A 20,811-nucleotide genomic window follows, 5' to 3' on the forward strand; every position below is an offset into this window, starting at 1 on the left:
CGTTTGCGATATCTCAATCAAACTCCCCCTCGCCTAACCCTCGCCAGGAATGTTAGCGTGCTTAGTATCTTCTCCCCGACGAGCCTTGCACGATGAAAAAAACCGTACTTGCCTTCAGCCGTATCACGCCCCAGATGGTCGAGCGCCTGCAACAGGACTTCGACGTGATCGTGCCAAGCCCGTCCAAGGGCGATATCAACGCGCAGTTCAACGAAGCCTTGCCCCATGTCCATGGGCTGATCGGTGTCGGTCGCAAGCTTGGGCGTGAGCAACTGCAAGGCGCCGCGAACCTGCAAGTGGTCTCCAGCGTGTCGGTGGGCTACGACAACTATGACCTGGCCTACTTCAATGAACGCGGGATCATGCTCACCAACACCCCCGACGTACTCACCGAAAGCACCGCCGACCTGGCCTTCGCCCTGCTGATGAGCAGCGCCCGACGCGTGGCCGAACTGGACGCCTGGACCAAGGCCGGGCAATGGCAGGCGACGGTCGGCCCGCAACTGTTTGGCAGCGACGTGCATGGCAAGACCCTGGGTATCGTCGGCATGGGCAACATCGGCGCAGCCATTGCCCGGCGTGGCCGGCTGGGGTTCAACATGCCGATTCTCTACAGCGGCAACAGCCGCAAGACCGAACTGGAAAACCAGTTGGGCGCACAATTTCGCGAATTGGACCAGTTACTGGCCGAAGCCGACTTCGTTTGCCTCGTGGTGCCGTTGGGCGAGAAAACCCGCCACCTGATCGGCCAGCGCGAACTGGGCCTGATGAAACCCAGTGCCATCCTGGTCAACATCTCCCGTGGCCCGGTGGTGGATGAACCGGCATTGATCGAAGCCTTGCAGAACAATCGCATCCGCGGCGCCGGGCTGGATGTCTACGAGAAGGAGCCGCTGGCCGAATCGCCGCTGTTCCAACTGAAAAACGCGGTGACCCTGCCGCATATCGGCTCCGCCACCCACGAGACCCGTGAGGCCATGGCCAATCTTGCCGTGGAAAACTTGCGCAGTGCCTTGCTGGGCGAGCGGCCGAAGAACCTGGTCAACCCGCAGGTCTGGAAATGACCCTCTAGCGGATCGAGTGCTTACGCGGCCACCGCGAAGAACACACTGTGGCAAGGAAGCTTGCTCCCTCGCCACAGGGCTATCGCCAAGCGTTGTGTCTCAACGAGCCCCTAGCGCGAGCTTCGCAGCCACCGGCCGCGGCTTGCGAAACACCAGTACGTTCCCCAGCATCACCAGCACCAACCCCACCAATGCCGGTGCGGTCCACTGGTAACCCTCGGCAAACGCCGAAACATTCAGCGCCACCACTGGGAACAGCACGGTGCAATACGCCGCCCGCTCCGGCCCCATGCGCCCCACCAGCGTCAGGTAGGCGGTAAAGCCGATCACCGAACCTGGAATCACCAGGTACAACAACGAACCGATGTAGCGCGTGTTCCATTCCATGTCGAACGGGATGCCTTTGACCGCACACCACACCGCCAACATGGCCGCGCCATAGGCCATGCCCCAGGCATTGGTGGTCAGCGGCTTGAGGCCGGCTTTCTGTTGCAGGCTCGAGAGCATGTTGCCCGCCGAAAAACACAAGGTTCCCAACAGTGCCAGCGCCAAGCCAAGCAAGGTTTGCGGGCTTGCACTGTGGCCGGCCAGTTCCGGCCAGAACAGCAGCGCCAGCCCCGAAAGCCCCAGGGCGCCCCCCAACAGCACGTTGCGGGCAATCCGCTGGCCGAAGAAAACCCGGGCATTCAGGGCGTTCCAAAGGGTGGCGGTGGAAAACACCACGGCGACCAACCCACTGGGAATCCATTGGCTGGCGGTCAGGAAGCACATGAAGTTGATGCAGAACAGGCACAGGCCCTGGGCAACGCAAATCAAATGGCCGCGCCGGTTCATGACCTGCAGGCGTCGGCTGAGCAAGAGCATGGCAAACAGGATCAGTGCCGCGAGGCCGAAGCGATAGACAATCGACACGGGGATGGCGACGACGCCCAATTGCAGCTTCAGGGCGATCCAGGTCGTGCCCCAGATGAGCACGGTAAGCAGGTACAACGAGAGGTTCATGGTGACGGCTCCTGACAATGACCTTCAGTGTCACGCCGCCGGGCCTGCGGCACTTGCATAAACTTGCGGTTTTGTCGGCTGGCGGGCTGGCAGGAACGGGGCGACGGAGTAGGATGCAAGGCGTTGGAGAGAACCGATCATGCCTACACTGCAGACCCTGCAAGTCTTCCAAGCCCTCAACAGCTCGCCCAATGCTCGCCTGGAGCACAGCGCCGAGCTCGGGGACGGCATGGCGGCCGCCTTGTGGAGCAATCATCACGACGCCCGGGACTACGAGGCGCCGACCCACCATACGTTGTCCTGCTACATCGCCGGCGGCACCGGCACGTTTCGTCGCGAACGGCCCGACACCACGGGGGCCCCGGACAAACTCTGCATCCTCCCGGCCGGGCATGAATCGGCCTGGGTCATCAACGGCGACATTCGCCTCGCCCACCTGTATTTCAGCGCCGAGCAGTTTGCCCTTGGGTGCATCACGCTACTGGACTGCGAGCCCCGGCAAGTGCAACTGCACGAGGAGACATTCCTCGACGACCCGCAGCAGGCGCAACGCTTTCGCCAGTTGATCGCGCTGAACTGGAACGAACCGGCGGAACGCCTGCTGACCACCAGCCTGGCCCACGACCTGCTCAGCCACCTGCTGCTCAGCCAGGTCGGCCAGCGCCAGGGGCTTCGCCTCAAGGGCGGCCTGGCTGCTCACCAGCGACGCTTGCTGGTGGATTACGTCGACAGCCACCTGGCCGATGCCATCAGCCTCGGCCAATTGGCGGCGTTGTGTGCGTTGTCCGAATACCACTTTGCCCGGATGTTCCGTGAAAGCTTCGGACTGCCGCCCCATCAATATGTACTGGCCCGGCGCCTGGCTTGCGCGCGACACTGGCTGCGCACCACCTCACAACCACTGGGCGAAGTGGCGCTGGCCTGCGGATTTGCCAGCGCCAGCCACTTTACCCACCGTTTTCGCCAGGCCTTGGGAGCGACGCCCGGAGAGTATCGGCAGGCGTTTTTGCGTTAGCCCGACTATCGCCATCGCGAGCAGGCTCGCTCCCACAGGAGAATGTGATCCATGCAGACGCGAAAACCAAACCAATAAAACAAAACGGGCCTGCGATTGCAGGCCCGTTTTTTCAGTAGGAAGTGAAATGAACGAGGTTTCAGCCGTGAAGCGAGGCCCGTTCGTTCTCCAGGAATTCTTCTTCCAACAGCGCGTCGGCCAAGGCGACGGACTCGGTCGGTGTCGCAGTGGCAGCGCGCTTGCCGCGCAGTTTGCCGAACAGGTGCTCCAAGGCGTTCTCGAGCTTGGTGGCCGCCCCCTCGATCGCCAATTCCAGCGTATCGGCCTTGTGCGTCACGGAAACCGGCTGGTGGCCCTTTGGCCGTGCTTCAAGCTGGCAACGCAGGTCATGGGGACCGGGCTTGTCGCCGTTCTCGTCCCGCAAATGAACCTCGACCCGTGTCAGGTCTTCTTCATAACGTTCGAGCGTGCTTTCGATGGTTGTACGTACCCACTCCTCCAGTCGGATGCTGCTTTGAATATGGTTATCGCTGTTGACTTGGATTTGCATAGTTCATCCCTTATTTCAGCTAGCTCGCCGGGGGCCGTCGACATTGGTGCAACGGCCCCTTGAGTACAGAGTCGGGCTGGCGGAAGAACAATTCAACCCCTGGAAAAAGATAAATATTCATATGCAAATAAAGCCGGACAACGGGCAAAAGCACTGTTAATGTCGGGAGTTGCCCCGCCCCGCCTTCCCGCTGCAAATCGCCCTCCTTCCTGCACCGTCAACGAACATCCGCACGGTATTGCCCCGAAACGGGCAGACGCCTTCCAGAGCGTTCGGCGCGTGGGCGCCGGGATCATTGTCCGACAGTTTTTCCGGCATGCCCCTTGCTATCTCCCTGTGGGATTGCCACAGGCTGCGATCTATCGATTTGAAGCCTGCCTGGCTCCGGGAGTCTCGAGATGAAACACGATCATGGAATGGCCGATGGTCCGGTGTTGCGAACTAATCCCGATCACGGCCGGTCAACAACTGCACGTTCAATCAGGCGGTGACGCATCATGGACAACCCTTTTCAGATCATTACCGACGCCTTTGCGCCGCAGTATCAAATCAACCTGAGTATCCAGGGCCTGGACGGCAGCATCATGCTGACCCTGTCCAAGAGCGGACGCATTGTCGCCAAACGCATGATCAGCGCCCAGCAGCGCAACGACCCGGAGCGGCTCAAGCGCCTGGTGCAAAGCATTCAGTTCGGCATCGCCATCGAGCAGGGCCATAGCGCCGTGGCCATCCTCGAAGCCATGACCGGCGGTGGCAACGTCAAGCTGCCACCACCGCAGGTACAGGGGCCCGCGCCCTCGGCCGCCGGGATCTAGATTTCCCCTTTCTCCACGTCGGCATGCTCGCTGGAACCCGCGCCGACTTTGCGGTGCGGGTGCTCGATCTTCACCGAGGGGAACTGCGACGACGCGTAGCGCACCACCAGGATCGAAAACGCCAGCAGCAGGATGCCACCGCACAGGTAGATGATCCCCAGATCGGGCGGGCTGTGGTGGGAAACGTTGGAAATCAGCAGCCGTGTCAGCGCGGTGATCGCCACGTAGATCAGAAACCGCACCGGCATGTGGTTGGTCTTGAAGTAGATCCCGACCATCGCCCCCAATTCCAGGTAGATGAACAACAGCAGGATGTCGTCGATCTTGATGTGCCCCGCCTCGATCATCTGCAAGAACTCCATCACCGCCGCCCACGCGGTCACCGCGCCAATGGCGAACAGGGCCAGGTAATGAAAGGTCTCGACGAACAGGTTTCCCAGGGACTCGGCCAATTGATGGACATTCTGGCGCAGGTTCTCGGCCCAGTTGATTTTCACGATGTAGTTTCCTTAGGTCGGTTCGACCGGATGATGCGGGTTGGACGTGACGGTTGTTCTGCATGCAGAAAAAAGGCCAGCGGCTGAGGGTGAGATGGCGATAGGCTGGCATGCGGCACTTTCAGGAGCTTCATGCGCCTTGATCGCGAGCAAGCTTTGCTCCCACACAAGCGTCGCCCCCACAAGCCTCGCCCTCATAGGTTGAAATCGGTCTACATTAAAAAGCCACTATCCAAAGCAACAGGATTCGCTTATTCTTTTGCCTGTATATAAACACAGTAGTCGCAAAGACAAACCAATGTGAAGGCATGTGAGGTGGTGAATGGCCGTCGAAGTGGTATACCGCAGCAGCCGAGATCTGGAGCGCTTGTTCATGGATAAAGCCGAAGCTGACCGTCATGACAAAATGCTGGAGCTCGCCGAATTGCTGGCCGAAGTGTTGCAAAAAGCCGTTCCATCGCTGAGCGAGCAGCAAGTCGAAGAAGCCGGGATCTACATGGCGAAGAATCGGGACGTGTTCGCCAAGGCGTTCAAGAGCCAGCCGGACGCCTTGTCCGAACTGCTCAACCCGTCGGAAGAATGACCTGAAAGATCGCAGCCTTCGGCAGTGCCTGCACGGTGTAGGCACTGTCGAAGGCTGCGATCTTTTTCAGTAATAACGGCGTGGGTCTGAATCGATCAGACTCGCCAGCTTGGTCAAGGCGAAGCGCAGCTCGTCTTGGCTGGTGGGGGACATCAACACCAGCCGCACACATCGGGCGGTGCCTGAACGCTCGGCCTGGAACTGGGTGCCGCTGAGCACGAGTACGCCGTTGGCCCGGGCGAGCATGGTGAATTCGTCGCTGGTCCATGGCTCGGGCAGCGTCAACCAGACGTGATAGGAATACGGCTGGGTCTTGAGTTCGAAGTTGGCAAAAATTTCCCGGGCAATCGCTTGCCGCCCCGCCGCCTCGTTGCGCTGGATGCGGATCAGTTTCCTGTCCAGGCCTTCGGTGATCACATTGCTGGCCAGTTGCGCGGTCAGCGGCGACGGCATCCAGACACTGCTGCGCACCATCGAAGCCAGGCGCGACAGCAGTTTCGGCGGACTGTAGAGGTAACCGACACGAAGCGCCGGCATGACCGATTTCGACAGGCTGGTCAGGTACACCGAGCGATCCGGCGCAAAGGCCGACAACGGCTTGATCGACGGATCGGTGGCCAGGAAGCCATAGATGTCATCGTCCAGGATGATGAAGTCGAACTCCTCGGCCAGCGCGGCAATCTGGGCCCGACGTTTCTGCGACATGATTGCCGCGGTCGGGTTCTGGCAGGTCGCCACGCACACCAGCATCGCCGGCTTCTCTCGCAGGCACAGCTCGCGCAAGGCTTCGGGAATGATGCCTTCATCATCCATCGGCACGCCACGCAAGCGGCGTTCAAGGCCATGGGCCAGGGAAATGATGCCGGGGTAACACAGCGCTTCGCAGAGCACCAGGTCACCGGCGTTGGTCAGGGCGCTCATCGCGACCATCAAGCCATGCTGGGCCCCGGCAGTAATCACCACTTGCTGCCATTGCGCGTCGGGCAATGAATGACGCAACCATTGCGCACCCGCCTCGCGATGCGCCGGATGACCGCCGTCCGGTGCGTAGTCCAGCGCGCGGGCGAAATCAGTGCTCTTGGCCATGCCCACCAGCGCGCCACGCAACCAGTACTCCAGGGTCTCGCTGTAGGGCTTGATGATCGAAAGGTCGAGCAGTTCGGATTGCCCCAGGTTCAACGGCGCGGCAGCGCTGTTGCTGGCCGGCAGTTCCAGTTGCTTCTGGTTGAGCACATAAGTGCCACGCCCCACCTCCCCCTGCACCAGCCGCCGTCGATGGGCTTCGCTATAGGCCCGGCTGATGGTGCCCGGCGTGACATTCAAGGTGGTGGCCAGCTCCCGCAAGGTCGGCAGGCGATCGCCTTCGTTCAGTACGCCGTTGTTGATATCGCGCGCCAACGCATCGGCAATCGACAGATACATCGGCTGGCTGAAATCGCTTAGCTGGGGAACCCACATGAATGATCACTGCCCCTCGTAGAAATGATGAATATCCGAGCATATCACATGGAGGTTAGGCAACTAATAATTCGACACATTCGTCAAATTGAGTCCATTGATTCGATTATTGAATCGCCTGAAGCAGCGATGCGAATAAATTTTTACTGATAATAATATTCATAAAAATCAATTAACTGACTAAAAAACCCTCTGAACTCAAATCATCGCAACAGAAAAATATCTCGTGACAATCCCGCCCCCTATTGAATCAACTCAATTCATTCAAATACACTGATCTCGAATCGAAGCAATCGACTCAGTCACCCACCGCGCGCTCCTGCCGCGCCAAGTCGAGATGTCATGGACACATTCAGAAAGGATCTATCCCTGTCAGCGATCATCGCGGGCTTCATCGCCGTGATCATTTCCTACGCAGGCCCGCTCATCATCGTGTTCCAGGCAGCCAAGGAAGCGCACCTGCCCAACGACGTGGTGTCGTCATGGATCTGGGCCATTTCCATTGGCAGCGGGATTACCGGTCTGCTCCTGAGCTGGCGCCTGCGTGTTCCGGTCATCACCGCGTGGTCGACACCGGGGGCGGCGTTGCTGGTGTCGATGTTGCCCACCGTGACGCTGCCCCAGGCCATCGGTGCCTATGTGGTGGCGTCGGTGATCATCGCGCTGGTCGGCCTGTCCGGTGCGTTCGACAAATTGATGAGCCGCCTGCCCAAGGCCATTGCCGCCGCCATGCTCGCCGGCATCCTGTTCCGCTTCGGCGCCGAGCTGTTCACGTCGATCAAACTGCAGCCGGCGCTGGTATTGGCGATGATCGCGGCGTACCTGATTTTCAAGCGCTTGTCGCCACGCTACGCGATTCTTTCGGTGCTCATCGTCGGTTGCGCGGTGGCCGCCTCGTTTGGTGAACTCAACAGCACCTCAATCACCATCGCCGTGGCCCAACCAGTTTTCATCACGCCTGAATGGAGCTGGCATGCAATCATCAACATCGGCTTGCCCCTGGCGCTGGTGACCTTGACCGGCCAGTACGTGCCCGGCATGGCCGTGTTGCGCACCTCGGGCTACAACACGCCGGCGCGCTCGATCATTTCGGTCACCGCGATCGGCTCGACCCTGATGGCCCCGTTCGGGTCTCATGGCCTTAACCTGGCGGCCATCACCGCCGCGATCTGCACCGGCCGCGAAGCCCACGAGGACCGCGACAAACGCTACATCGCCGGGATTGCCTGCGGGGTGTTCTACATCCTGATGGGCACTTTCGGCGCGACCCTGGCCTCGGTGTTTTCCGCCCTGCCGAAAGAGTTGATCGCCTCCCTCGCCGGCCTCGCCTTGTTCGGTGCCATCAGTGCCGGGCTGACCGGCGCCATGGCGGATGAGAAACAGCGGGAAGCCGCGCTCATCACTTTCCTGGTGACCGCCTCGGGCATGAGTTTCCTCGGTCTGGCCGCCGCGTTCTGGGGGCTGATCTTTGGTCTCGTGGCGCACTTCGTGCTGACCTACACCCGGGAAAGCAAAGCCGCCGCTATCGCCGAGGGCAGCCGACCATGATCGCCCGTTACGACTTCATTGTGATCGGTGGCGGCATCGCCGCTGTCTGCGTCGCTTATGAACTGGCGGCCCATGGCAGCGTCTGCCTGCTCGAACAGGAACAGCAACTGGCCTATCACGCCACGGGCAGTGATCCTGATCGCCGGCAGCGGTTTGAAAGACAGCTTCATTTTTCTGTCGATTCGTCCAAAAACCAGCCACCGGTGCTACCGCATCACATGACTGCGCCGCTGGCCGAAGCGCTTATCCAAGGAATCACACCATGAACCTGCAAAATTTGGACCCCGCCATTGCCCGCCTGATAGACCGTGAACGCAATCGCCAGGAAACCCACCTGGAACTGATCGCTTCGGAAAACTACGTCAGCGAAGAAGTGCTCCAGGCCCAGGGGTCGGTGCTCACCAACAAGTACGCCGAAGGCTATCCGGGCAAGCGTTATTACGGCGGCTGCAAGGTCGTCGATGAAATCGAAAACCTGGCCATCGAACGCGCACGCAAACTGTTCAACTGCGAATACGTCAACGTGCAGCCACACTCCGGCTCCCAGGCCAACCAGGCGGTTTTCCTGGCGGTGCTTGAACCCGGCGACACGATCCTTGGCATGTCCCTGGCCCACGGCGGTCACCTGACCCACGGCGCTTCGGTGAACTTTTCCGGCAAAATCTACCGGGCGTTTTCCTATGGCCTGGACACGGAAACCGAAACCCTCGACTACGAAGAAATGGAAGCCCTGGCCCGGGAACACCGGCCGAAGATGATCATCGCCGGGGCCTCGGCCTATTCGCGGACCATCGACTTCCAGCGTTTTCGCAAGATCTGCGATGAAATCGGCGCCTACCTGATGGTGGACATGGCGCACTACGCCGGATTGATCGCAGCCGGCGTGTCCCCCTCGCCGGTGGGCATCGCCGACTTCATCACCTCCACGACCCACAAGACCCTGCGCGGCCCGCGCGGCGGCCTGATCCTGGCCAAGGCGCAATACGCGGCCCTGCTCGACAAGACGATTTTCCCGGTGTACCAGGGCGGCCCGCTGATGCACGTCATTGCCGCCAAGGCCGTGGCCTTCAACGAAGCCCTGGGCGAGGGGTTCAAGCATTACCAGCAACGGGTGATCGACAATGCCCGGGTCATGGCCGACGTCCTGACCCGACGCGGTTTGCGGGTGGTGTCCGGCGGTACCGACTGCCACATGTTCCTGCTCGATCTGCGCGCGATGAATATCACCGGCAAAGACGCCGAAGCGCTGCTGGAAAGTGCCCACATCACCCTGAACAAAAACGCGATCCCCAATGATCCGCAGAAACCGGCGATCACCAGCGGCATTCGCATCGGCACGCCGGCGCTGACCACCCGTGGCTTTGGCGAAGCGGAATGTGCCGAAGTGGCGAACCTCATCGCGGACCTGCTGGAACAGCCGGACAACGCAGCACGCCTGGACAATACCCGGCGCCGGGTGATGCATTTGTGCGAATGCTTTCCGGTGTATCTGCTGAGGTAATTAGAGGCGAGCACAACTGTGGGAGCGAGCTTGCTCGCGATAGCGGTGTAACAGTCGATGAAGACATCGAATGTACGGCCCCAATCGCGAGCAAGCTCGCTCCCACAATTGTATTTTCAGCGGTACAACAAACGCTCCGCCAGCTCATCGGCCACCCGGGCCGGTGAGCGCTTTTCCGCCTGGGCGTGGGCGAAGACCTCCGTGAGCCGGGCTCCGATCTTCGACAGGTGCGCGGTGATCGTCGACAGCTCTTCGCCGCGATGCTTCAGGGCGACGTAGATCAAGCCACCCGAGTTGATCACATAGTCCGGCGCATAGAGGATTCCACGTCTTTCCAACTGGTCGGCCACCTGCAGATTACTCAACTGGTTATGGGCCGAGCCGGCAACGGCCGAGCAGCGCAGTTGTGCCACGCTTTGGCTGTTGAGCACCCCACCCAGCCCGCAAGGAGCAAGGATGTCGCAGGGTGTGCTGAGCAACGCGTCATTGGCGATCGGATGGGCACCTAGCTGCTCCATCGCCAATTGCACCTTGCCTGGGTCGATGTCGCTGACCAGCAGCTCGGCACCCGCCGCGTGCAACTGTTCGGCCAGGGCATAACCGACATTGCCCAAGCCCTGGATCGCCACCCGCAGGCTTTCGAGGTTATCGCTGCCAAGGCGGGCCATGGCGGTGGCCCGGATGCCGGCAAAGACCCCCATGGCCGCATGGGGTGCGGGGTCTCCCGAGGCCGTGGTGCTGGTGACATGGCGGGTCTGCTGAGCGATGCAATCCATGTCGGCCACCGACGTGCCACTGTCGATGGCCGTGATGTAGCGCCCGTCCAATTGCTCGATGCAACGACCAAAGGCTTCGAACAGCGCCGCCCGACTCTCGACATGGGCCGGACGCATGATCACCGCCACCCCGCCGCCCACGGGCAAGCCGGCCAGCGCCGCCTTGTAGCTCATGCCTTGGGCCAGGCGCACGGCGTCAGCCACGGCACTTTCGTCGTCGGGGTAGGCAAGGTAACGACAGCCCCCCAGGGCGGGCCCGGGACGGCTGCAATGAATGGCAATCACCGCCTTCAACCCGGTCGTCGGGTCTACGCTCAAGTGCAGCGATTCAAGGCGGGAGCTTTGCATGAGAGCAAACATCGTAAGGCTCCCGAATCACTTTTGTTTGTTTCGCCAGTATAGGCGTGCAGTCGAAAATTGCTGGAACACGCCGGAATAAGTCGCCTGGGTGCTCCGTCTTTTTCGGAATAACCTGTGACTGCGTCCGTCCGAGACTGGACGAAAATCCATGGCAGGGCTAAAACGGGAGCATAGCCCGGAGAGTTCGATGAAACCGCGCCAAGCCTTTTTTGACTGTCTGCACCGCTCACCACCGGCGCTGTTCGAAGCGGCGTTGTGGATCGCTGCCGAACATGATCGGGACGTCGACGTCCCGGCCTTGCTGAAGGATTTCAAGGCACTGCAACAGCGGGTCAGCCATGACCTGCCCCTGCTGCCTGTCAGCGAACTGGGCCAGCCTCTGTTGCGACAGCTCAATGACTTGGGCTTCGCCCAGGACGACTTTACCCCCCTGCGACCACGCGCGGCGTTGCTGGACCAAGTCCTGGCGCGCAAGCGCGGGCAACCCCTGGCCCTCGGGCTGATTGCCCTGGAGCTGGCCCGGGGCCTGGAAATTCCGATGGTCGGTGTCAATTTCCCCGGGCATTTCCTATTGAAGGTGCCCGGCGCCGATCACCTGCTCGACCCCTGCGGGGGGCGCCGGATGTACCCCAATGACTGCCGGGAACTGCTCCAGCGCCAGTACGGCGCGAACATGCCGCTCAAGGCGGAGCACCTGGTCAACGCCGAGCCGATACAGATGCTGCAGCGCCTGTCGCGCAACCTGCGCCAACTGCATCTGGCGAACGACGACTACATCGCCGCCCTGATCGACGCCGAACGGGTGTTGGAACTGGGCAACGCCAGCGCCGCCGATTACCTGGCCCGCGCCAGCCTGTATCAGCGACTCGATTGCCCCAACGCCGAACGCTTCGACCTGGAGCACGCGCTGATGCTCAGTGAGGATCCGATCCAGCGAATCCGGCTGACGGAGCGGCTGGGGCATTTGCCGCCGAACTCGGTTGTGCATTGAGCGGTTGCTGGCATGCAGATTCAGGTTGCTTATTGAATCGCCATCGCGAGCAAGCTCGCTCCCACAGTTGATCCGAATCAAATGTGGGAGCGAGCTTGCTCGCGATGGCGATGGAACGGCCTACATCAATATCGATTCAAGCCGGGGTATCCGGCTGCTTCGCCGGATGCGCCTGCTGGAACGCTGGATGCCCAGTCGCCAACGCCGCGACCCGACGAATTCGTGGGTACGCTTGCAAAGACACATTGAACCGCTCGGCAGCGTACAACTGCGGGATCAAGAACACATCCGCCAACCCAGGCGCGGTACCGAAGCAATAACCCTCATCGCCAATCAACTGCTCCACCGCCGCCAATCCCTGGCTGATCCACTGCCCGATCCACTCCGTCACCTGCGCTTCATCGTGGCCCCACTGCCGCAGCTTGTTGAGCACGCTGACGTTGTGCAAGGGGTGAATATCGCAGCCGATCAGCGCGGCGACACCTCGCTCGTGGGCGCGCACCGCCAGGTCGGCGCTGAGCAGCGGCACCTGTGGATAACGTTCCTCCAGGTATTCGATGATGGCCGGCGATTGCACCAGCAGCGCGCCCTCATCGGTACGCAGCGCCGGTACCCGGCCCTGGGGGTTGATCGCCAGGTAGGCGGGCTGGCGATGCTCGCCCCCAGGCGGTGCGATCAGGTTGACGGGCAGCGCCTGGTAATCCAGCCCTTTGAGCGCCAACGCAATGCGCACCCGATAGGACGAGGTAGAGCGATAGTAGGTATAGAGTTCCATGACCTGCCCCTCAACGCGCCGGCAGGATCTTGCCCCGGCACTCGCCGAAACCGAGGGAGGCGAACCCCTCGCGGTGGCAACGGGCCCGCAAGATGATTTCGTCACCGTCCTCGAGGAATCGGCGCACTTCGCCAGACGCCAGTTCGATCGGTTTTTTCCCGCCTTCGGTGATTTCCAGCAGGCTGCCGAACTGATGGTTTTCAGGCCCCGACAAGGTGCCCGAGCCAAACAGGTCGCCGGCCTGCAACTGGCAACCGTTGACGCTGTGGTGCGCGACCATTTGCGCCACGGTCCAGTACATGTATTGGGTGTTGCTCAACGTCAGGCGCTGGGGCGGCAGGTTCTGCTCGACCATGGCCTCGGTCAGCAACAGCACTTCCAGCTCGATGTCGAAGGCCCCGCCAGCCTGGTCACGCGTGTCCAGCAGATACGGCAGCGGTTGCGGATCGCCGTCCGGGCGCGCCGGTTGCGGGCGGCGGAACGGTTCCAGGGCTTCAGCCGTGACCACCCATGGCGAAACGCTGGTCAGGAAACTCTTCGACAGAAAAGGCCCCAGGGGCTGGTATTCCCACGCCTGGATATCCCGGGCCGACCAGTCGTTGAGCAGGCAGAACCCGCCAATGTGCTCGGCGGCATCGCCGATGGGGATCGGTTCGCCCAGGGCATTGCCCTTGCCGATCCAGATGCCCAGCTCCAGTTCATAGTCCAGCCGCGCACACGGGCCGAAGGTCGGCTCGGTCTGGCCGGCCGGCAACGTCTGGCCCTTGGGCCGGCGCACGTCGGTGCCGGACGGGCGAATGGTCGAGGCACGACCGTGGTAACCGATGGGGACGTATTTGTAGTTGGGCAGCAAGGGATTGTCGGGGCGAAACAGCTTGCCGACATTCTGGGCGTGTTCGATGCCGACGTAGAAGTCGGTGTAGTCGTTGATCCTGGCCGGCAGGTGCATCTGGCAGTCGGCGGCGAGGAGGAGCAATTCCGCCTCCTGGGCTTCAACCTGGCCGCGCAACGGACTGTCTTCGCGCAACAGTTCCAGCAGTCGTTCACGCAGGGCGACCCGGGCGCTGCGTCCCAGGTCGAAAAAGTCATTCAACTGGCCGCCAGCCATGGCTTCGACGGCGTGTTGCGCCGCGCCATCAAACAAGCCCGCATCCAGTGCCGCCTGCAGATCGAAAATCCGCTCGCCAATCGCCACGCCGGCGCGAAGGGCACCGCCATCGACGCTGAAGACTCCCAATGGCAGGTTCTGCAACGGGAAATCGGCGTGGCCGTTGGCACTGGCGACCCAGCTACGGGCAGGGGAACGTTGAGTCATGGGTTATCTCCGGGTCGGGTCGAACGTGACAGGCAGCGAGGCCCAACAAGCATCGTAGTCGGTTTGCAGTTGCGGGCAGTCCAGGGCGAAACGGCTCGGGCGCAGCACCTGGCTGGTCTCGAACATGAACGCCATGGTGTTGTCGATTTTCACCGGCTGAAGATCAGCGTTGATCGCCCTGGTACAGGTTTCACCGTCCGGGCCATGGGCGCTCATGCAACTGTGCAAGGATGCACCGCCCGGCAGGAAACCTTCGGCCTTGGCATCGTAGGCGCCCTGGATCAGGCCCATGAATTCGTTCATCAGGTTGCGGTGGAACCACGGCGGACGGAAGGTGTTTTCCGCCACCATCCAGCGTGGCGGGAAGATCACGAAATCGAGGTTGGCCAGGCCGTGGACACTGGTGGGTGAGGTCAGCACGGTGAAAATCGACGGGTCCGGGTGATCGAAGCTGACCGTGCCAAGGGTGTTGAAGCGGCGCAGGTCATATTTATACGGCACGTTGTTGCCGTGCCAGGCCACCACGTCGAGGGGCGAATGATCCAGCTCGCACGCCCACAACTCACCGAGGAATTTCTGCACCAGCGGGGTCGGTTGCGCCAGGTTTTCGTAATGGGCAACTGGCGTCAGGAAGTCCCGCGGGTTCGCCAGGCCGTTGCTGCCGATAGGCCCGAGATCCGGCAGGCGCAGCGGCGCGCCATGGTTTTCGGCGAGGTAACCACGGGCCTGCGGGTCGAGCAATTCAACACGAAACTTCAAGCCCCGGGGCAACACGGCGATTTCCAGCGGTGCCAGCTCCAGCACGCCCAGTTCGGTGGCGATCCGTAGCCGTCCCAGTTGCGGCACGATCAGCCACTCACCGTCGGCGTTGAAAAACACCCGCTCCATGGAGCGGTTGGCCCGGTAGTGATAGAGGCTGACGCCGGCCGGCTTATCCGCGCCGGCATTGGCCGCCATGCGCACCAGCCCATCGATGAAGTCAGTGGGCTCGGCGGGTATGTCCAGCGGGCTCCAGCGCAGGCGGTTGGGTGTGACTTCACCCAACGGACCGCCGGCCAATTGCCGTTCGAGCCTGGTGAAGGGCGGGTGATTGGCCGACGGCCGGATGCGATACATCCAGGTACGCCGTGCTTCGCTGCGGACCATGGTGAACGCCGTGCCAGAGAACAATTCGGCATAGAGACCATACGGGGCTTTCTGCGGGGAGTTCTGGCCGACGGGCAAGGCGCCGGGCAAGGCTTCGCTGGCAAATTCGTTGCCCAAGCCTGATTGGTAAGCCAGGTCCGACGCGGTGGAATCGAGGTTCATGGAGCCTCCTGGGGATACGGCCTGTCGTTCAGTGAAGAGGTTGAGGCGCACCGGGTTATTTTTATCGTAATTCAATTACGCATAACGTAATTTGCTCGACGGCGACCGTCAAGCTATAAAGACGGCCATTCGCCTCTGGACCCCGCGCCCCATGCAAACCCCGCTCAGCAACGGTAAACAGAAAGTCCGTTCGGCCGAAGTCGGCACCGACATTCTCAAGGCCCTGGCCGAACTCTCCCCCTCCACGTCCCTGTCGCGCCTGGCCGAGCACGTGCAGATGCCGGCGAGCAAGGTCCACCGCTACTTGCAGGCCTTGATCGCCAGCGGATTTGCTGAGCAGAACACCGCCACCAACCATTACGGCCTGGGCCGCGAAGCCCTGCGTGTGGGCCTGGCTGCGCTGAACGGCATGGACGTGCTGCAAGTGGCCGCCCTGCCCTTGGCCGAGTTGCGCGACGACTTGAACGAAACCTGCTTCCTGGCGGTGTGGGGCAACCATGGCGCGACCGTGGTGCGCATCGAGCCCGCCGTGCGGTCCGTGACCGTGGTGACGCAACTGGGCTCGGTATTGCCGCTGCTCAGTTCGTCCACGGGACTGGTATTCAGTGCTTATCTGCCGGAGCGCGAGACGATCGGCCTGCGCGAGCAGGAAGTACAAGGCACCGAGCACCACGCCCTGGCCGATGATCGCGCCTATGCCAGCCTGTGCGAGCAGATTCGCAGCCGTGGCCTGCACCATGTGCATGGCTTGCTGATGCCGGGTGTGGACGCCTTGTCCGCCCCGGTCTTCAATGCGGTCGGCGAGGTCAAGGCCGTGATGACCATCGTCGGCCCGACCTCGCTGTTCCACGCCGACGAAAACGGCCCGGCGGCGCAGCGACTGTTGGCGGCGACCCGGGCCGTGAGTTGGCGGATGGGGTATGAAGCGGGTCCGGGCTCAGCCCAGCCAGTACATCCTGATCACTAGATCATTGAGGTGCGGGAAGCTATCGGGCATGACGGTAAAAAAGGCCCGTGCAAGCAAGCGTGCATGAGGTATCGAACCATGCCGCTAATTCATCACGCCCATGACTTTGGCTTTTGCCACTGCCTGTGTACGTCGCTGCACACCCAACTTGCTGTGGATGCGACGCGCATGGGTTTTCACCGTGTGCAACGAGATGAACAACTGTTCGGCAATCTGTTGGTTTGAATGACCTTGGGCGATCAGCTCCAGGACCTCCAGCTCGCGATGACTGAGCAACGTCTCCTCGGCGGTGACGGGCGACTCGGCCTCTTCTGCCGATTGCCCCCAGCGCAACAACTCGGGCTGGCGCAAGCGCAGTTCGCACAACGCTTGCTGGGCCCGCCAGCACGCGACTCGCTTGAGCCCCTCTGACAGCAGTGTCCGGGCCTGGGCACGATCGCCGGACAACCAGACGACCTCCGTCAGCACCAGGTGCAGTTCGGTCTCCAAACTGTGCATTTCAGCGTGCTGCGCCTGGGCGATCATGGCCTGCAGGCGCGCCTGTGGCGCCTGTGCCCGCTGCAAGTAGACCTCGGCCAGCACCAGCAGGTATTCCAGTCGAGCAATCAACTCCAGGGTCGCGGGAGGCGCGTGCTTGGCCTGCGGTCCGCGAAAGTGCCGCAGGACGCGGGTCAAGGCTTCATGGGCCAGTTCCGCCCGCCCCTGTTGCAACCAGAACTGGCAACTGGTCTGCAACAACACGCCCCGGTAGACGGTGTCGGGGATGTGCCGCTGCTGCATGATCCGCTCGGCATCGCGCAACTGCATGAACGCCTCGCCATAGTCGCCTTGGTTGGCCGCCAGGCAGGCCTTGCCGAGAAAGCCATAGAGCACCTGTTTATCCTGGCTGAGCAGACCCGTTTCCAGGCCGGCTTGAAAGTACTCGGCGGCCCGTTCCTCAAACCCCATGCGCAGCGCCAGGCGTCCGCGCCGCAGGGCAATACGTCCCAACAACGGAGAAAAATCCTGACCCGGTCTGTCCAGCAGCGCCTGGACCGCGGCCAGCAAATGATCGGCCCGATGCGGCGCGCCGCGTTGCTCCAAGATTTGGGCATGGTCCAGTTCCAGCAAGCCCTCGAAGACCAGCGAGCCTTGCGCACGCGCCAGGCATAACGCTTGGCGGTTGATCCATTGCGCCGAGGACAATTCGCCGGCCAGCAGTGCCTGCTGCGTCAGTCCACCCAGGCACAGCACCCGTTGGGCCCAGGACTCGGGGTCCAGGCTGGCCTGGGCCTGGAGAAAATGTTCGCGCGCCGGTTCGCCATCGCCCGAGAGGTGCAGCAACCAGCCCCGCAAGACCTGCCACCTGGCCAGCACTTGTCGCTGCAGACAGGCCGAAGGCTGCGGCAGGAACCTGGACAGTTGCGCGATGCAGGTCGACGCCTGGTCGAAGCGACCGGCGAACAACAGCGCAGCGGTGACCAACCCCACCGATTGCGGCGTACCCAGGGTCAGCGTGTCGCCTTGTTGGTCGTGCAAGCTCAGCAACAGCACCACGTTGCGGCGCTGCAAGACGTGCTCGAAGCTCAAATGCTGCAAGAAACTGACGGCGGTCTCGAACTCCTCGGCCAACATGGCTTGCTCGAACGCCATTTGCCAGTCCTGCTCGGCAGCAAACCACTGGCAGGCCCGTCGATGCCAGGAGCGGCCCTGGGGCCAAGGCTCTTCACGCACCAACCGGGCCAGGGCCGGAAAAATCTGCAACCAATCGCACGTCTGCTCCCACGGCTCGATGAAACACCCCAGGTCCAGCAACAACGGCAGGCATTGCGCACCCACCGTGTCGCCGAACAGGTGCTCGCACAGCCGGGCATTGAAACGCGGCAGATGCGCCAGCACACGCCAGGCCTGTGCCAGGTCTGGGCTCAACGTGCTGAACAGTTCGTACTCCAGGTAGTCGAGCAAGGTTCCCGGCCGTCCTGGGGATGCATGACTGCGCGCCCATTCACAGCGCTCAAGCAAGCTGATGTGCACCCCGGCGCACCAACCACCGTTTCGCTGAATCACCTCGCGGGCCGTGCGTGCAGCCTGGGGACCGGACAGATGACGAAGCAGTGGCTGGATATCGTCAGGGCTGAAGAACAACGCCTGCGGGTCAAACTCGTGCAGCTCGTCATCGAGCAACAGCCGCGGCCAGTTGCAGTGAGGGCGACGGCGGCCATTGAGCCACAGGTGCAACGCCGGACTGCTGGTGTTCAACACACGGTCGAGCAACTGGTCCAACTCGGGATTCGGCACCCGGCAATAGTCGTCCAGGAATACCCAGGTGGGCGTTTGCAAACGCGCCAGGTGGGCCAACAGCCCCGCTTCCTCCAGCACCGGCAGCCCGAGGGTCTGCGCCAGGCGCTCGCACATTTGCACCGCGCTCAACGCCGCGCCCGCCAGTGGCAACCAGTGCAACTGACAGTTGCCGGGGGCCTGCAGGAAGCACTCGGCGAACAACGCACTCTTGCCGCTGCCCGCCGGCGCGCAGAGCAGCTTTACCCGCGCTTCGGACGTCAGCAGCGGCTCGCTCAGGGACCGCCGCGGCACATGCGTCGAGGACAGGCGAGGCAGCAATCCTGGACGGTCCGGACACGGGCTCATGGCGGTCATGGGGGAAGATCCTGTTTATTGTTATTTCACCACCCTAGTCCTGTGTCGCCGACCTTTGGAGAAGTATTCAGCGCGCTGATTGGCCCCCATAAAAAAACGACCGGCAGGGGTACTGCCGGTCGCTCACGCTTATCAAATCAGGCACAACCTTGTGAGAAGTGGATTTACTGTGGGAGCAAGGCTGGCCCGCGATAGCCTCACCGCGGGCCAGCCTTGCTCCCACAGAGAAATCCCTTCACCACAGTCATCTTTCCAACACTCAGACCTTACCGAACCCCGGTCGAACGCAACGCCGCCGGCGTGTAGTCGGCCGCTCGGGCTTCGAAGCCGTACTCGTAGCTGTGTTTCTCTTCGTTCTTCATCCCCAGCGCGATGTAGCGGCCGGCGATGATGTCGTAGAGCGCTTCGAGGGTGTAGCCCGGGTTCTGATGGTCGTAGTAGAACTGGGCATGACCTTCGGCCACCCGCCACAGTTGACCGCGGCCGTCGTAGTGATCCACCAGCGCCGCCTGCCAGCTGTCTTCGTCGAAGTACATGTGGCGCTTGGCATAGATGTGCCGCTCGCTCGGCTTGACCGTACCCACCACTTCCCAGACCCGGTGCAGCTCGTAGCGGGTCAGGTCCTGGTTGATATGGCCGGCCTTGATCACATCGTCGTATTTGAGGCTTGGCGAGTCGAGCTTGTAGCTGTTGTACGGGATGTACATCTCCTTCTTGCCGATCAGCTTCCAGTCATAGCGGTCCGGCGCGCCGGAGAACAAGTCGAAGTTGTCGGACGTGCGCAACCCGTCGGCGGCGGTACCCGGGCCGTCGTAGGCCACTTGCGGGGCGCGACGCACACGGCGCTGGCCGGCGTTGTAGATCCAGGCCAGGCGCGGCTCCTTCACCTGGTCGAGGGTCTCATGCACCAGCAGCACGTTACCGGCCAGGCGCGCCGGGGCGGTCACCGATTGCTTGAAATAGGTCAGCACGTTGCTGGCCTTTTCCGGGTCGGCATCCTTGATCAGGAACGGCACGGCAATTTCTTCTTCGAAGCGGATCGGCGTGAAGCTGCCATTGGTCTGCGGCGTCGCCTGGGTGATCACCCGGCGCAGGTTGCCGCCGTGATAGCGGGTGACGTGGTTCCACAGCACTTCCACGCCGTTCTTGGGAATCGGGAAGGCGTAGTAGCGATTGCCGGTGAAATTGGCCAGGCCGTTACCGTCGTTGATGGACGTCACGTTGAGGGCGCTGCGCTTGGCCGACTCGTAGATTTCCGGCGGCAGGGCGACGCTGCGGTGGGTCGGATAGACCGGAATCTTGTAGGTTTGCGGGTAGCGCTTGAACATCGCGACCTGGCCTTCGGACAGCTTGTCCTTGTACTGGTCCACGGTCGCGGCAGTGATGGTGAACAGCGGTTTTTCATTGGCGAACGGGTCGGCCAGAAAGCCCTTGCTGTCCACGGCGCCGGCATTTTTCGGGATACCACCAGTCCAGGCCGGGATCGAGCCATCGGCATTGCCGGCTTTTTCGGCGCCCAACGGCGTGAGGCTGGTGCCCAGTTTGTTCGCTTCCTCCGGCGAAACCGCCGCCATCACGTTCGCGGCCAGCAGGCTCAAGGCCAGGGCACCGCATTGCAGGATCATCTTGCGCATTGGGTTTTCCTTGTCAGC

19 protein-coding genes are annotated in these 20,811 nt (G+C 61.9%); 9 read left to right on the forward strand and 10 right to left on the reverse strand.

Going from position 1 to position 20,811, the window contains the following annotated elements; genetic code table 11:
- Positions 1 to 92: 92 nt before the first annotated feature.
- A complete protein-coding gene (locus ACMTA2_RS27210) occupies positions 93 to 1,064 on the forward strand; it encodes a 2-hydroxyacid dehydrogenase (RefSeq protein ID WP_413792558.1) in 972 nt (323 codons plus the stop codon).
- A gap of 99 nt (positions 1,065 to 1,163) precedes the next feature.
- On the opposite strand, the gene ACMTA2_RS27215 is transcribed toward ACMTA2_RS27210, so the two are convergent.
- Positions 1,164 to 2,066 (reverse strand): DMT family transporter, encoded by a 903-nt coding sequence (locus ACMTA2_RS27215; RefSeq protein ID WP_413792559.1) that lies wholly within the window; start codon positions 2,064 to 2,066, stop codon positions 1,164 to 1,166.
- 139 nt (positions 2,067 to 2,205) lie between these two features.
- Between ACMTA2_RS27215 and ACMTA2_RS27220 the strand changes: the two genes are divergently transcribed.
- On the forward strand, positions 2,206 to 3,081 hold the full coding sequence (locus ACMTA2_RS27220) for an AraC family transcriptional regulator (RefSeq protein WP_413792560.1): 876 nt from the start codon (positions 2,206 to 2,208) through the stop codon (positions 3,079 to 3,081).
- Between the two features lie 139 nt (positions 3,082 to 3,220).
- On the opposite strand, the gene ACMTA2_RS27225 is transcribed toward ACMTA2_RS27220, so the two are convergent.
- The gene (locus ACMTA2_RS27225; RefSeq protein WP_413792561.1) at positions 3,221 to 3,631 is read right to left on the reverse strand and encodes an HPF/RaiA family ribosome-associated protein; all 411 of its coding nucleotides are present in this window, start codon (positions 3,629 to 3,631) and stop codon (positions 3,221 to 3,223) included.
- A 497-nt stretch (positions 3,632 to 4,128) separates the two neighbouring features.
- Between ACMTA2_RS27225 and ACMTA2_RS27230 the strand changes: the two genes are divergently transcribed.
- Positions 4,129 to 4,446 (forward strand): DUF3509 domain-containing protein, encoded by a 318-nt coding sequence (locus ACMTA2_RS27230; RefSeq protein WP_413792562.1) that lies wholly within the window; start codon positions 4,129 to 4,131, stop codon positions 4,444 to 4,446.
- On the opposite strand, the gene ACMTA2_RS27235 is transcribed toward ACMTA2_RS27230, so the two are convergent.
- Positions 4,443 to 4,943 (reverse strand): phosphate-starvation-inducible protein PsiE, encoded by a 501-nt coding sequence (locus ACMTA2_RS27235; protein WP_413792563.1) that lies wholly within the window; start codon positions 4,941 to 4,943, stop codon positions 4,443 to 4,445. The genes ACMTA2_RS27230 and ACMTA2_RS27235 overlap by 4 nt on opposite strands.
- A 322-nt stretch (positions 4,944 to 5,265) precedes the next feature.
- Here ACMTA2_RS27235 and ACMTA2_RS27240 point away from each other — a divergent pair, with 322 nt between their 5' ends.
- Positions 5,266 to 5,526, forward strand: coding sequence for a YebG family protein (locus tag ACMTA2_RS27240; protein WP_186729555.1), 261 nt, complete (start codon positions 5,266 to 5,268; stop codon positions 5,524 to 5,526).
- Between the two features lie 66 nt (positions 5,527 to 5,592).
- On the opposite strand, the gene ACMTA2_RS27245 is transcribed toward ACMTA2_RS27240, so the two are convergent.
- Positions 5,593 to 6,984 carry an aminotransferase-like domain-containing protein gene (locus ACMTA2_RS27245; RefSeq protein WP_413792564.1) on the reverse strand — a complete coding sequence of 464 codons (1,392 nt, stop codon included), beginning with the start codon at positions 6,982 to 6,984 and terminating at the stop codon, positions 5,593 to 5,595.
- Between the two features lie 342 nt (positions 6,985 to 7,326).
- Here ACMTA2_RS27245 and ACMTA2_RS27250 point away from each other — a divergent pair, with 342 nt between their 5' ends.
- From ACMTA2_RS27250 to glyA, 3 genes are read left to right on the forward strand one after another with little or no spacing between them, the layout of a single operon-like run.
- Positions 7,327 to 8,532, forward strand: a complete 1,206-nt coding sequence (locus ACMTA2_RS27250) for a benzoate/H(+) symporter BenE family transporter (protein ID WP_413792565.1) — start codon at positions 7,327 to 7,329, stop codon at positions 8,530 to 8,532.
- Positions 8,529 to 8,798, forward strand: a complete 270-nt coding sequence (locus ACMTA2_RS27255; RefSeq protein WP_413792566.1) for an FAD-dependent oxidoreductase — start codon at positions 8,529 to 8,531, stop codon at positions 8,796 to 8,798. The genes ACMTA2_RS27250 and ACMTA2_RS27255 overlap by 4 nt, the downstream gene beginning before the upstream one ends.
- Positions 8,795 to 10,033, forward strand: coding sequence for a serine hydroxymethyltransferase (glyA, locus tag ACMTA2_RS27260; protein WP_413792567.1), 1,239 nt, complete (start codon positions 8,795 to 8,797; stop codon positions 10,031 to 10,033). Before ACMTA2_RS27255 ends, glyA begins: the two co-directional genes overlap by 4 nt.
- Before the next feature lie 116 nt (positions 10,034 to 10,149).
- On the opposite strand, the gene ACMTA2_RS27265 is transcribed toward glyA, so the two are convergent.
- A complete protein-coding gene (locus ACMTA2_RS27265) occupies positions 10,150 to 11,169 on the reverse strand; it encodes a Glu/Leu/Phe/Val dehydrogenase family protein (RefSeq protein ID WP_413792568.1) in 1,020 nt (339 codons plus the stop codon).
- A gap of 187 nt (positions 11,170 to 11,356) precedes the next feature.
- Between ACMTA2_RS27265 and ACMTA2_RS27270 the strand changes: the two genes are divergently transcribed.
- Positions 11,357 to 12,160 (forward strand): SirB1 family protein, encoded by an 804-nt coding sequence (locus ACMTA2_RS27270; RefSeq protein WP_413792569.1) that lies wholly within the window; start codon positions 11,357 to 11,359, stop codon positions 12,158 to 12,160.
- A 136-nt stretch (positions 12,161 to 12,296) separates the two neighbouring features.
- On the opposite strand, the gene maiA is transcribed toward ACMTA2_RS27270, so the two are convergent.
- Genes maiA through hmgA form a run of 3 tightly spaced genes read right to left on the reverse strand, consistent with a single transcriptional unit; the run spans position 12,297 to position 15,558 of the window.
- A complete protein-coding gene (gene maiA, locus ACMTA2_RS27275) occupies positions 12,297 to 12,935 on the reverse strand; it encodes a maleylacetoacetate isomerase (protein ID WP_413792570.1) in 639 nt (212 codons plus the stop codon).
- Positions 12,936 to 12,945: 10 nt separating this feature from the next.
- Positions 12,946 to 14,250, reverse strand: a complete 1,305-nt coding sequence (gene fahA, locus ACMTA2_RS27280) for a fumarylacetoacetase (protein ID WP_413792571.1) — start codon at positions 14,248 to 14,250, stop codon at positions 12,946 to 12,948.
- Positions 14,251 to 14,253: 3 nt separating this feature from the next.
- Positions 14,254 to 15,558: a homogentisate 1,2-dioxygenase gene (gene hmgA, locus ACMTA2_RS27285; protein WP_413792572.1), complete on the reverse strand. Its 1,305-nt coding sequence runs from the start codon at positions 15,556 to 15,558 to the stop codon at positions 14,254 to 14,256.
- A gap of 151 nt (positions 15,559 to 15,709) precedes the next feature.
- On the opposite strand from hmgA, the gene ACMTA2_RS27290 reads away from it, so the two are divergent.
- Entirely contained in the window at positions 15,710 to 16,525 is an 816-nt protein-coding gene (locus ACMTA2_RS27290) for an IclR family transcriptional regulator (protein WP_413792573.1), read from the forward strand.
- An 84-nt stretch (positions 16,526 to 16,609) separates the two neighbouring features.
- On the opposite strand, the gene ACMTA2_RS27295 is transcribed toward ACMTA2_RS27290, so the two are convergent.
- Entirely contained in the window at positions 16,610 to 19,159 is a 2,550-nt protein-coding gene (locus ACMTA2_RS27295; protein WP_413792574.1) for a helix-turn-helix transcriptional regulator, read from the reverse strand.
- A gap of 266 nt (positions 19,160 to 19,425) precedes the next feature.
- Complete coding sequence (locus ACMTA2_RS27300; RefSeq protein ID WP_413792575.1) at positions 19,426 to 20,793, reverse strand: DUF1329 domain-containing protein; 1,368 nt, start codon at positions 20,791 to 20,793, stop codon at positions 19,426 to 19,428.
- Positions 20,794 to 20,811 lie beyond the last annotated feature (18 nt).

The organism is Pseudomonas medicaginis, assembly GCF_965119365.1.
GTDB lineage: Bacteria > Pseudomonadota > Gammaproteobacteria > Pseudomonadales > Pseudomonadaceae > Aquipseudomonas.

Excerpts from the sequence above, each read along its gene's own strand:
- ACMTA2_RS27215 (WP_413792559.1), bottom strand. The coding sequence starts at position 2,066 with ATGAACCTCTCGTTGTACCTGCTTACCGTGCTCATCTGGGGCACGACC.
- ACMTA2_RS27210 (WP_413792558.1), top strand. The coding sequence starts at position 93 with ATGAAAAAAACCGTACTTGCCTTCAGCCGTATCACGCCCCAGATGGTC.
- ACMTA2_RS27240 (WP_186729555.1), top strand. The coding sequence starts at position 5,266 with ATGGCCGTCGAAGTGGTATACCGCAGCAGCCGAGATCTGGAGCGCTTG.
- ACMTA2_RS27295 (WP_413792574.1), bottom strand. The coding sequence starts at position 19,159 with ATGACCGCCATGAGCCCGTGTCCGGACCGTCCAGGATTGCTGCCTCGC.
- ACMTA2_RS27220 (WP_413792560.1), top strand. The coding sequence starts at position 2,206 with ATGCCTACACTGCAGACCCTGCAAGTCTTCCAAGCCCTCAACAGCTCG.
- ACMTA2_RS27265 (WP_413792568.1), bottom strand. The coding sequence starts at position 11,169 with ATGTTTGCTCTCATGCAAAGCTCCCGCCTTGAATCGCTGCACTTGAGC.
- ACMTA2_RS27300 (WP_413792575.1), bottom strand. The coding sequence starts at position 20,793 with ATGCGCAAGATGATCCTGCAATGCGGTGCCCTGGCCTTGAGCCTGCTG.
- fahA (WP_413792571.1), bottom strand. The coding sequence starts at position 14,250 with ATGACTCAACGTTCCCCTGCCCGTAGCTGGGTCGCCAGTGCCAACGGC.
- ACMTA2_RS27245 (WP_413792564.1), bottom strand. The coding sequence starts at position 6,984 with ATGTGGGTTCCCCAGCTAAGCGATTTCAGCCAGCCGATGTATCTGTCG.
- glyA (WP_413792567.1), top strand. The coding sequence starts at position 8,795 with ATGAACCTGCAAAATTTGGACCCCGCCATTGCCCGCCTGATAGACCGT.
- ACMTA2_RS27230 (WP_413792562.1), top strand. The coding sequence starts at position 4,129 with ATGGACAACCCTTTTCAGATCATTACCGACGCCTTTGCGCCGCAGTAT.
- ACMTA2_RS27250 (WP_413792565.1), top strand. The coding sequence starts at position 7,327 with ATGGACACATTCAGAAAGGATCTATCCCTGTCAGCGATCATCGCGGGC.
- maiA (WP_413792570.1), bottom strand. The coding sequence starts at position 12,935 with ATGGAACTCTATACCTACTATCGCTCTACCTCGTCCTATCGGGTGCGC.
- hmgA (WP_413792572.1), bottom strand. The coding sequence starts at position 15,558 with ATGAACCTCGATTCCACCGCGTCGGACCTGGCTTACCAATCAGGCTTG.
- ACMTA2_RS27270 (WP_413792569.1), top strand. The coding sequence starts at position 11,357 with ATGAAACCGCGCCAAGCCTTTTTTGACTGTCTGCACCGCTCACCACCG.
- ACMTA2_RS27225 (WP_413792561.1), bottom strand. The coding sequence starts at position 3,631 with ATGCAAATCCAAGTCAACAGCGATAACCATATTCAAAGCAGCATCCGA.
- ACMTA2_RS27290 (WP_413792573.1), top strand. The coding sequence starts at position 15,710 with ATGCAAACCCCGCTCAGCAACGGTAAACAGAAAGTCCGTTCGGCCGAA.
- ACMTA2_RS27255 (WP_413792566.1), top strand. The coding sequence starts at position 8,529 with ATGATCGCCCGTTACGACTTCATTGTGATCGGTGGCGGCATCGCCGCT.